At 71.2% G+C, this 10,966-nt stretch carries 8 protein-coding genes; 5 read left to right on the top strand and 3 right to left on the bottom strand.

What is annotated here, in order from left to right; all coding sequences use genetic code 11:
- The 4 genes from nuoL (at position 1) to recQ (ending at position 7,425) form a co-directional block, all read left to right on the top strand.
- Positions 1–1,896 (top strand): NADH-quinone oxidoreductase subunit L, encoded by a 1,896-nt coding sequence (nuoL, locus tag AMK24_RS04305; protein ID WP_073765061.1) that lies wholly within the window; start codon positions 1–3, stop codon positions 1,894–1,896.
- 4 nt (positions 1,897–1,900) lie between these two features.
- Entirely contained in the window at positions 1,901–3,511 is a 1,611-nt protein-coding gene (locus AMK24_RS04300; protein ID WP_073765059.1) for an NADH-quinone oxidoreductase subunit M, read from the top strand.
- Positions 3,508–5,172: an NADH-quinone oxidoreductase subunit NuoN gene (gene nuoN, locus AMK24_RS04295; RefSeq protein ID WP_199876358.1), complete on the top strand. Its 1,665-nt coding sequence runs from the start codon at positions 3,508–3,510 to the stop codon at positions 5,170–5,172. The genes AMK24_RS04300 and nuoN overlap by 4 nt, the downstream gene beginning before the upstream one ends.
- 165 nt (positions 5,173–5,337) lie before the next feature.
- Positions 5,338–7,425 (top strand): DNA helicase RecQ, encoded by a 2,088-nt coding sequence (gene recQ / locus AMK24_RS04290; RefSeq protein ID WP_073765055.1) that lies wholly within the window; start codon positions 5,338–5,340, stop codon positions 7,423–7,425.
- A 52-nt stretch (positions 7,426–7,477) separates the two neighbouring features.
- Here recQ and AMK24_RS04285 read toward each other — a convergent pair whose 3' ends face one another.
- Positions 7,478–8,086, bottom strand: a complete 609-nt coding sequence (locus tag AMK24_RS04285; protein WP_073765673.1) for a Uma2 family endonuclease — start codon at positions 8,084–8,086, stop codon at positions 7,478–7,480.
- A 344-nt stretch (positions 8,087–8,430) separates the two neighbouring features.
- Between AMK24_RS04285 and AMK24_RS04280 the strand changes: the two genes are divergently transcribed.
- Positions 8,431–8,841, top strand: coding sequence for a VOC family protein (locus AMK24_RS04280; RefSeq protein WP_073765053.1), 411 nt, complete (start codon positions 8,431–8,433; stop codon positions 8,839–8,841).
- 79 nt (positions 8,842–8,920) lie between these two features.
- On the opposite strand, the gene AMK24_RS04275 is transcribed toward AMK24_RS04280, so the two are convergent.
- Together AMK24_RS04275 and fahA are read right to left on the bottom strand one after the other, a co-directional pair.
- Complete coding sequence (locus tag AMK24_RS04275; RefSeq protein ID WP_073765051.1) at positions 8,921–9,625, bottom strand: GOLPH3/VPS74 family protein; 705 nt, start codon at positions 9,623–9,625, stop codon at positions 8,921–8,923.
- Positions 9,622–10,851, bottom strand: coding sequence for a fumarylacetoacetase (fahA, locus tag AMK24_RS04270; RefSeq protein WP_073765050.1), 1,230 nt, complete (start codon positions 10,849–10,851; stop codon positions 9,622–9,624). The genes AMK24_RS04275 and fahA overlap by 4 nt, the downstream gene beginning before the upstream one ends.
- Positions 10,852–10,966 lie beyond the last annotated feature (115 nt).

Genomic DNA, 10,966 nt, shown 5'->3' with positions numbered 1-10,966 from the left:
GTGGAGAACCTGATTGCGCTGCTCGTCGCGGCGCCCCTGCTCGGAGCGGCGGTCCTGCTCTGCGGCGGCCGCCGGCTGGACCGGACGGGCCACTGGCTCGGCACCGCCCTCGCCGCCGCCTCGTTCGTCGTCGGACTGATCCTCTTCACCGACATGCTGGGGAAGGGCGCCGAGGACCGGGCCCTGCACCAGCACCTGTTCAGCTGGATCCCGGTGGAGGGCTTCCAGGCCGACATCGCCTTCCAGCTCGACCAGTTGTCGATGACGTTCGTCCTGCTCATCACCGGTGTGGGCACGCTCATCCACATCTACTCCATCGGCTACATGGAGCACGACGAGCGCAGGCGCCGCTTCTTCGGCTACCTGAACCTGTTCCTCGCGGCGATGCTCATCCTGGTCATCGCCGACAACTACCTGCTGCTGTACGTCGGGTGGGAGGGCGTCGGTCTGGCGTCGTTCCTGCTCATCGGCTTCTGGCAGCACAAGCCCACCGCGGCCACCGCCGCGAAGAAGGCGTTCCTGGTCAACCGGGTCGGCGACGTCGGCCTGTCGATCGCCATCATGCTGATGTTCACCACCTTCGGCACCTTCGCCTTCGGGCCGGTGCTGGAGTCGGCGGGCGAGACGAGCCAGGGCAAGCTGACGGCCATCGGGCTGATGCTGCTGCTGGCCGCCTGCGGCAAGTCGGCCCAGGTGCCGCTGCAGTCCTGGCTCGGCGACGCGATGGAGGGCCCGACCCCGGTCTCCGCCCTCATCCACGCCGCGACCATGGTCACCGCCGGCGTCTACCTCATCGTCCGCTCCGGCGCGATCTTCAACGCCGCCCCGGACGCCCAGCTGGTCGTCGTCATCGTCGGCGCGGTCACGCTGATCTTCGGTGCGATCGTCGGTTGCGCGAAGGACGACATCAAGAAGGCCCTCGCCGGCTCGACGATGTCGCAGATCGGCTACATGATCCTGGCCGCGGGCCTCGGCCCCGTCGGCTACATCTTCGCGATCATGCACCTGGTGACGCACGGCTTCTTCAAGGCCGGGCTCTTCCTCGGCGCGGGCTCCGTCATGCACGGCATGAACGACGAGGTCGACATGCGCAGGTACGGCGGCCTCCGGACGTACATGCCGGTCACCTTCGTCACCTTCGGCCTCGGCTACCTGGCCATCATCGGCTTCCCCGGCCTGTCCGGCTTCTTCTCCAAGGACAAGATCATCGAGGCGGCCTTCGCCAAGGGCGGCGCCGAGGGCTGGATCCTCGGCTCCGTCGCCCTGCTGGGCGCCGCGATCACCGCGTTCTACATGACGCGCGTGATGCTGATGACGTTCTTCGGCGAGAAGCGCTGGCAGCCGGACGCCGAGGGCCGCGAGCCGCACCCGCACGAGTCCCCGAAGTCGATGACGATCCCCATGATCGTGCTGGCCTTCGGCTCGGTCTTCGCGGGCGGGTTCTTCGCGATCGGCGACCGGTTCATCACCTGGCTGAAGCCGGTCACCGGCTACGACCACGGGCACTCCCCGCTGAGCGCGGCCACCGTCACCGGCGCCACCGTCGTGGCCCTGGTCGTCGGCGTCGGGATCGCCTGGGCGATGTACGGCCGCAAGCCGGTCCCGGCGGTCGCCCCGCGCGGCTCGGTCCTCACCCGGGCCGCCCGCCGCGATCTCCTCCAGGACGACTTCAACCACGTGGTCCTGGTCCGCGGCGGCGAGCACCTCACCCGCTCGCTGGTCTACGTGGACCACTCCCTGGTCGACGGCGTCGTCAACGGCACGGCCGCTTCGGTCGGCGGGCTCTCCGGACGGATGCGCAAGCTCCAGAACGGCTACGCCCGCACCTACGCGGTCTCGATGTTCGGCGGTACGGCGGTCGTCATCGCCGCGACCCTGCTGATGAGGGCGGTCTGATCCCATGTCCTTTCCCCTCCTGACCGCGACGGCGGCGCTCCCGGCGATCGGCGCGATCGCCACCGCCGCCGTCCCCGCCGCGCGGAGCACCGCGGCCAAATGGCTCGCGCTGATCTTCTCGCTCGGCACGCTCGTCCTGGCGGCCGTCGTCTTCCTCCGCTTCGAACCGGGCGGCGACCGCTACCAGCTCACCGAGTCCCGCGCCTGGATCGCGGACTTCGGCGTCCGCTACGAACTGGGCGTGGACGGCATTGGGGTGGCGCTCCTCGGCCTCACCGCGCTGCTGATCCCGTTCGTCATCGTGGCCGCCTGGCACGACGCCGACCCGTCCCCAAGCTCTCAGCCCCGTTCGAGCAGGGGATACCCCAACGAGACGAAGCCGTATCGATGGCGTCCGACGCAGGGCTTCTTCGCCCTGATCCTCATGGTCGAGGCCATGGTGATCCTGTCGTTCGTCGCCACCGACGTCTTCCTCTTCTACATCCTCTTCGAAGCCATGCTCATCCCGATGTACTTCCTCATCGGCGGCTTCGGCGACCGGGCCCACGCGGGCACCGACGAGAGCGCCGCCACCCAGCGCTCGTACGCGGCGGTCAAGTTCCTCCTCTACAACCTGGCCGGCGGCCTGATCATGCTGGCCGCCGTCATCGGCCTCTACGTGGTCGCGGGCAGCTTCTCGCTCTCCGAGATCGCGCAGGCCCGCGCCGACGGCTCCCTGGAGATGGCGACCAGCACCGAGCGGTGGCTGTTCCTCGGGTTCTTCTTCGCGTTCGCGGTGAAGGCCCCGCTGTGGCCGCTGCACACCTGGCTCCCCAACGCGATGGGCGAGGCGACCGCCCCGGTCGCCGTGCTGATCACCGCGATCGTCGACAAGGTCGGCACGTTCGCGATGCTCCGCTTCTGCCTCGGGCTCTTCCCGGAGGCCAGCAAGTGGGCGACGCCGGTGGTCATCACCCTGGCGCTGATCTCCATCGTGTACGGAGCGCTCCTGGCGGTCGGCCAGCGCGACATCAAGCGGCTCATCGCCTACGCCTCGATCTCGCACTTCGGCTTCATCATCCTGGGCATCTTCGCGATGACCAGCCAGGGGCAGTCGGGCGCCACGCTCTACATGGTCAACCACGGCATCTCGACGGCCGCGCTGCTGCTGGTCGCCGGCTTCCTCATCACCCGGCGCGGCTCGCGGCTCATCGCGGACTACGGCGGGGTGCAGAAGGTGGCCCCCGTGCTGGCCGGGACGTTCCTCATCGGCGGGCTCGCCACCCTGTCGCTGCCCGGACTCGCCCCGTTCGTCAGCGAGTTCCTGGTCCTGGTCGGCACGTTCAGCGCGTACCCGGTGGCCGGCGTCGTCGCCACCTCCGGCATCGTGCTCGCCGCGCTCTACGTCCTGGTCCTCTACCAGCGCACGATGACCGGTCCGGTCCAGGAGTCGGTCCGGTCCATGCCGGACCTCAAGGCCCGGGAGCTGGCGGTCGCGGTGCCGCTGATCGTCGTGCTGATCTTCCTCGGCGTCTTCCCGAAGCCGCTCACCGAGGTCGTGAACCCGGCGGTGGAGCACACCATGTCCGACGTACAGAAGAAGGACCCCCAGCCCGAGGTGGAGGCCGCCAAGTGAGCGCAACAGCTGTCCACGATCTGTGGACGACGGCGAGCGGGGTGACATCGGCGGCGCCGGGCAACTCGTTCACCATGCCGGAGATCGAGTACACCCAGCTCATGCCGGTCCTGATCATCGTGATCGCGGCCGTCCTGGGCATCCTGGTGGAGGCATTCGTGCCGCGCCGGGCCCGCTACCACTCCCAGCTCTTCCTGAGCGTGGTGGCGGTCGCCGCCTCGTTCGCCGCGATCGTCGGCCTCGCCGCCGGAGGGTACGGCACCACGAAGGCGCAGATCGCGGCCATGGGCGCCATCGCGATCGACGGCCCCACCCTGTTCCTCCAGGGCACCATCCTCCTGGTCGCCATGGTGGCGGTGTTCACCTTCGCCGAACGCCGGCTCGACCCCGGCAGCGACGGCAACCGCGTCGACTCGTTCGCCGCCCAGCCCGGGGCCGTACCCGGCGGCGAGGGCGAGAAGGCCGCGGTGCGGGCCGGATTCACCACCACCGAGGTCTTCCCGCTCCTGCTGTTCTCGGTGGCGGGGCTGCTGGTCTTCCCGGCCGCCAACGACCTGCTGACCCTCTTCATCGCGCTGGAAGTCTTCTCGCTCCCGCTCTACCTCCTGTGCGCCGTCGCCCGCCGCAAGCGGCTGATGTCGCAGGAGGCGGCCGTGAAGTACTTCCTCCTCGGCGCGTTCTCCTCGGCGTTCCTGCTCTTCGGGATCGCCCTCCTCTACGGTTACGCGGGCTCCCTGTCGTACGCCGAGATCGCCAACGTCGTCGACGGCTCGGTCCTGGAGATCGACCCGGCCCTCGCCGACACCATGGGCAACGACGCGCTGCTGCTCATCGGCGGCGCGATGATCCTGACCGGTCTGCTCTTCAAGGTCGGCGCGGTTCCGTTCCACATGTGGACCCCGGACGTGTACCAGGGCGCCCCGACCCCGGTCACCGGCTTCATGGCCGCCGCGACGAAGGTCGCCGCGTTCGGCGCGCTGCTGCGCCTGCTGTACGTGGCGCTGCCGGGCCTCACCTGGGACCTGCGGCCGGTCATGTGGGCGGTGGCCATCGTCACCATGCTGGCCGGTGCGATCGTCGCGATCACCCAGACCGACATCAAGCGGCTGCTGGCCTACTCCTCGATCGCGCACGCGGGCTTCATCCTCGCGGGCGTCATCGCGGCCAACCCGGAGGGCATCTCCTCGGTCCTCTTCTACCTGCTGGCCTACTCCTTCGTGACGGTCGGCGCGTTCGCCGTCGTCACGCTGGTGCGGGACGCCGGCGGGGAGGCCACCCACCTCTCGAAGTGGGCCGGGCTCGGCCGCCGCTCGCCGCTGGTCGCGGCGGTCTTCGCGGTGTTCCTGCTGGCCTTCGCGGGCATCCCGCTGACCTCCGGGTTCTCGGGCAAGTTCGCGGTGTTCAAGGCGGCCGCCGAGGGCGGGGCCGGGGCGCTGGTCGTCGTCGGTGTGATCTCCTCGGCCGTCGCGGCGTTCTTCTACATCCGCGTGATCGTCCTCATGTTCTTCAGCGAGCCGAAGGCGGACGGCCCCACGGTCGCCGTCCCGTCCCCGCTGACCATGACGACGATCGCGGTCGGCGTCGCCGTCACCCTGGTGCTGGGGCTGGCCCCGCAGTACTTCCTGGACCTGGCGAGCCAGGCGGGGGTCTTCGTGCGGTAGCCCGCGCGGGTCGCCCGCGGTATGCGTGCCGGCAGCGCCGGACGGTCGGATATCCACAGACCGTCCGGCGTTGTCGTTCCCTCCGCCTATCGTGGACGGGGACGAGAGCAGGACGGACCGGGCCGGGCGAGCGGGCCCCCGGGGGACAGAGCATGAGGCGTGAGCATGGATGAGACCGCGACGGTGAGCGGCGCCGACGTCGGCACGGGCGAGGAGAGCGAGGCCCGGCGGACGCTGCACCGCGTCTTCGGGTACGAGTCGTTCCGCGGCGAGCAGGGCGCGATCATCGAGCACGTGGTGGCGGGCGGCGACGCGGTCGTCCTCATGCCCACCGGCGGTGGAAAGTCCCTCTGCTACCAGATCCCGTCCCTGGTCCGCCGGGGCACCGGCGTCGTCGTCTCCCCGCTGATCGCCCTCATGCAGGACCAGGTCGACGCCCTGCGCGCGCTCGGCGTCCGGGCCGGCTTCATGAACTCCACGCAGGACTTCGACGAGCGCCGTTCGATGGAGGCGCAGTTCCTCGCGGGCGAGCTGGACATCCTCTACCTGGCGCCCGAGCGGCTGCGCCTGGACTCCACGCTCTCCCTGCTGGCCCGGGGCGAGGTCTCGGTCTTCGCGATCGACGAGGCGCACTGCGTCGCCCAGTGGGGCCACGACTTCCGCCCGGACTACCTGGCCCTGTCCGTGCTCGGCGAGCGCTGGCCGGACGTGCCGCGCATCGCCCTGACGGCGACCGCGACCCACGCCACGCACGAGGAGATCACCCGCCGCCTCTCCATGCCGGACGCGAAGCACTTCGTCGCGAGCTTCGACCGGCCGAACATCCAGTACCGGATCGTGCCGAAGTCCGACCCGAAGAAGCAGCTCCTCTCCTTCCTCCAGGAGGAGCACGCCGGGGACGCGGGCATCGTCTACTGCCTCTCGCGCAACTCCACCGAGAAGATCGCGGAATACCTCAGCCGCAACGGCGTGGAGGCCGTTCCGTACCACGCGGGTCTGGACGCCCGGACGCGCGCCGCCCACCAGGCGCGGTTCCTCCGTGAGGAGGGGCTCGTCGTCGTCGCGACGATCGCGTTCGGCATGGGCATCGACAAGCCGGACGTCCGCTTCGTCGCCCATGTGGACCTGCCCAAGTCCGTCGAGGGCTACTACCAGGAAACCGGCCGCGCCGGCCGTGACGGCGAGCCGTCCACGGCGTGGATGGCGTACGGGCTCCAGGACGTCGTCCAGCAGCGCAAGCTCATCCAGGGCGGCGAGGGCGACGAGGCGTTCCGCCGCCGGGCCGCCTCCCACCTGGACTCCATGCTCGCCCTGTGCGAGACGGTCCAGTGCCGCCGGGCCCAGCTGCTGACCTACTTCGGCCAGGAGCCCGCGGCCCCCGCTTGCGGCAACTGCGACACCTGCCTCGCCCCGCCGGAGACCTGGGACGGCACGGTCGTCTCGCAGAAGCTGCTCTCCACGGTGGTGCGGCTCAAGCGCGAGCGGAACCAGAAGTTCGGGGCGGGCCAGATCATCGACATCCTGCTGGGCCGCAAGACCGCCAAGGTCATCCAGTTCGACCACGACCAGCTCTCCGTCTTCGGCATCGGCGAGGAGCTGGCCGAGGCGGAGTGGCGCGGGGTGGTCCGCCAGCTGCTGGCGCAGGGGCTGCTCGCCGTCGAGGGGGAGTACGGCACGCTGGTGCTGACCGACGAGAGCGCGACGGTGCTGGGCCGGGAGCGGGAAGTGCTGCTCCGCAAGGAGCCGAAGAAGCCCACGTCCCGCTCGTCGTCCTCGGCGGGCGGCTCCAGGGGCGGCAAGGGCAAGGCGGCCGTCGCCGACCTCCCCGCCTCCGCCGTCCCGGTCTTCGAGGCGCTGCGCGCCTGGCGCGGGGCGACGGCGAAGGAGCAGGGCGTCCCGGCGTACGTCATCTTCCACGACGCGACGCTGCGGGAGATCGCCACCGTCCACCCGACGACGATCGGGGAGCTGGGAGGCGTCAGCGGCCTGGGCGAGAAGAAGCTCGCGACCTACGGGGAGGGCGTGCTGGAGGTCCTGGCCCGGACGGCGGGCGGCGAGGACGCCGCCCCGCCCTTGGAAGCACCGGCCCCGGCGCCCGCCGAAGCACCGGCGGCTCCGGCCCCCCGGACGCCTCCGGCCCCGGCTCCCGCGTCGCGCCCGGCCCCGGCTCGTCCGCAGGCCCCGGCCGTTCCGGCGCAGCAGTACGGCGACCCCGAGTTCGCCTGGGACGAGGAACCGCCCGAGTACGAGTGAGGCGTGCCGGGCGGCGGGGCCGAGGGGCGGTGAGGCCGAGGGGTGGCGGGGTCTACCGCGGGTCCACCGCCCGGCGGCGGGGCGTGATCGCCGTCAGGTCCAGGTCCACGGCGAAGGGCACCGGCACCTTCATCCGGTCGTGGAAGATCCCGGTCGAGGTGTAGGCGCCGGTGGCCGGCTCCCGCTCGAAGACGTACACCACGGCCCGCCCGTCGTGGTTCTCCACCCGCCAGTAGTGGGGGATGGCCGCGCGGGCGTACTTCACGGGCTTGGTCTCCCGGTCGCGGGACCGGGACTCCGGTGAGACGACCTCGATGGCCAGGCGCACCGCCTCGGCGGGGAACCGGGTCTGGTCCGCGTCCTGGATGACGTCACCGTCGATGACGATCACATCGGGCTCGGGCCGGTTGTAGCGGTCGATGTCGATGGTGAACTCGCGCACGACCTCCAGCCCGGGCGGCACCAAGGACTGCAGCTGCCATTCGAAGAAACTGACCGCTCGCGAATGGAAAAGGGTCTGCGGACTCACGAAGACGAGGCTCCCGTCGATCAGCTCCGTATGCGGAGGCAGATTCGGGAGTGTGTCCAGGTCATCGGCGGTCCAGCCGCCCTCGGGCGGAACCGCCCACCGCGGCTCGGACGCCTCGGGTTCGATGCTCATCATTGCTCCCATGGGGAGGAGTCTCGCGGGCCCGACCAGCGTATCCGCCGGGAACCGGATCCGGATGACCCGAACGTGCGAACGGGCCCCGCGTGGCTGACCTACGCGCTCTCACTTCGTCCGGAGGCGGCGGGCCCTGGCCGCGAGCAGGCGGGGCAGCTTCGGGCCCGCGCACGCGTGGTCGATCAACTGGTTCCGGTACGTGGGGTTCGGGAGGTGCGGGGCCAGGGCGATCAGGGCCTTCAGTTCCTCGGGCGAGCCGGAGTGACGGGCGCCTGGCCCCCGCCCCCTCTCGTGGAAGCGGTCCGTGGCCGCTCCGACGGGCCCTGTGGCAGGATCGCCGGATGCTGCGACTCACCGACTTCATCATCGACTGCCCCGACACGATGGCTCTGGCGGCCTTCTACTCCGAGGTGACGGGGCGTCCGATCAAGAAGAGCAGTGACGAGGACTGGGCCGGTATCCAGTTCGGCGAGGTCGAACTGGCCTTCATCCGGGTGGAGGACTACCGCGCGCCGCAGTGGCCCGGCAGCGAGCACCCCAAGCAGTTCCACCTCGACTTCGAAGTCGACGACATCGAGGCCGAGCAGCGCCGCGTCCTGGCCCTCGGCGCGACCCTGCGACAGGACTCCGTCGGCCCCGAGGGCTACGGCTGGCGTGTCTACACCGACCCCATCGGCCACCCCTTCTGCCTATGCCGCAACAAGGGCGTCGTCTGGACCGACGAGGGCCCCACGTGGCCCGGGCGCTCCTGAGGGCTGTCCCGCGACCCCTGCCGGGCGACCCCTGCCGGGCGACGACGGCAGGGTGACGAGGGCAGGGTGACGACAGACCCTAGTCGCCGCCCCCGCCGCACCCTCCGCTCCCGCCGTCGCTCCAGCCGCCGCCGTCGCCCCCGCCGCTGCTCGACTGGTTCCGGCGGACGTTGTGGTGGACGGCCGCGGCGATCCAGTGGGTGCGGCGCACGGTCCTCATCGCCGAGCGGCCTTCGCGCCCCTTGGCGGTGAGGGTGCCGGCGAGGCCGGTCGCCGAGACGAGGCCGGCGAGGACGCGGCTGCGCCGGTCCGGGAAGCCCCGTGCCTCGGCCTGGCCGAAGCGCCACCGGGCGGCGCCGGCCAGGTCGGGGTCGCCGGGGAAGTGCCGCTGGTAGGGGAAGACACCGAGGAAGCGGCGGGACTCGCGGCGCAGGAGGCCCCGCTCGACCAGGTGGGCCAGGTGGCTTTCCTCGGTGTTCCGGCCGTACTGCCGTATCCAGACCCGGGGGCTGGTGTTGGAGAGGAAGCGGTTCTTCTTGGCCGGTGCGCCGAGCGTCCCCAGCAGCGGGGCGAGCAGGGGGTGGGCCGGGCCCAGGGGGTTGACCACCCGGACCCGGCCGCGCTCCTCGCGGATGCGGCCCTGGAGCTCCAGCTCGGCGAGGACCGCGCCCGCCACGCCGTACCGCAGGTACGCCCGGCTGCAGAGCGGCTTGCCGCGCTCGGTGTCCAGCGCGAGCAGGAGCAGTTCCTCGGGCAGCGTCAGTGCGGAGGCGTCGTCCGTCATGGCGCGGTGACGATCCTTCCGGTCACGTCGCCGAGGCCCACGCGGGTGCCGTGCGGGCCGGGGGCCCACGCGGTCAGCGTGACCGTGTCGCCGTCCTCCAGGAACGTCCGCTTGCCCTCGGCCAGTTCGAGCGGCTCGCTGCCGTTCCAGGTCAGCTCCAGGAGGGAGCCGCGCTGGCCGGGCTCGGGGCCGCTGACGGTGCCGGAGCCGTACAGGTCGCCGGTGCGCAGCGACGCGCCGTTGACCGTCATGTGGGCGAGCTGCTGGGCGGCCGTCCAGTACATCGAGGCGAACGGCGGCTCGGCGACGGCCTGGCCGTTGATCTCCACGGTGATCCGGATGTCGAAGCCGCCCGGCTCCTCCTCCCCGGCGTCGTCGAGGTAGGGCAGGAGCGGGACGTCCCGGGCGGGCGGTGCGATGCGCGCCGCGTCCAGGGCCTCCAGCGGGGTGACCCAGGCGGAGACGGAGGTGGCGAAGGACTTGCCGAGGAACGGACCGAGCGGCACGTACTCCCACGCCTGGAGGTCGCGTGCCGACCAGTCGTTGAGGAGGAAGAGGCCGAAGACGTGCTCGCGGAAGTCGGCCAGCGGCACCGGGACGCCCTGCGCGGAGGGGACGCCGACGACGAAGCCGACCTCGGCCTCGATGTCGAGTTTCACCGAGGGCCCAAAGACGGGCGCCGGGTCGGTGGGGGCCTTGCGCTGGCCGCGGGGGCGCACCACGTCGGCGCCGGAGACCACGACGGTGCCGGAGCGGCCGTGGTAACCGATCGGCAGGTGCTTCCAGTTGGGGGTGAGCGCGTCGCCGTCCGGCCGGAAGATCTTTCCGACGTTGGTGGCGTGGTGCTCGCTGGCGTAGAAGTCGACGTAGTCCGCCACCTCGTACGGCAGGTGCAGGGTCACCGCGTCCACCGGGTGCAGCAGCGGCTCGATGTCCGCGCGGTGGGCGGGGACGGTCAGCCAGGCGGTGAGCGCGCGGCGCACGTCGCTCCAGGCGGTGCGGCCCGCCGCGAGCAGCGGCGTCAGGCTCGGCTGCGCGAGCAGCTGCGCGTAGGGGGAGCCCAGGGCGTGGGCGGCGGCCCCGGCGTCCAGGACGTGGTTGCCGATGCGGACGCCGACCCGCCGGACGCCGGGGTGGTCGGGGGCGGAGAACACACCGTACGGAAGGTTGTGCGGGCCGAAGGGGTCGCCCTCGGCCAGATCGAGCGGGCTGCTCTGCTCGGGCATGTGGTGCTGCCTCGCTTTCCAGGTCGTGTTGGGGGACACGTTACGTCGGGGCTCCTACCCGGCGTCAGTGCCCTGACCGTCCCCAACTGCGCCTAATGCCCGGAAAGTTCGTCAG

The sequence above is a fragment of the Streptomyces sp. CB02366 genome (genome assembly GCF_001905905.1).
In the GTDB taxonomy this organism is placed as follows: Bacteria; Actinomycetota; Actinomycetes; order Streptomycetales; family Streptomycetaceae; genus Streptomyces.
The sequence above is the reverse complement of the archived record's forward strand: the minus strand, read 5'-3'. Positions and strand labels throughout refer to the sequence as shown.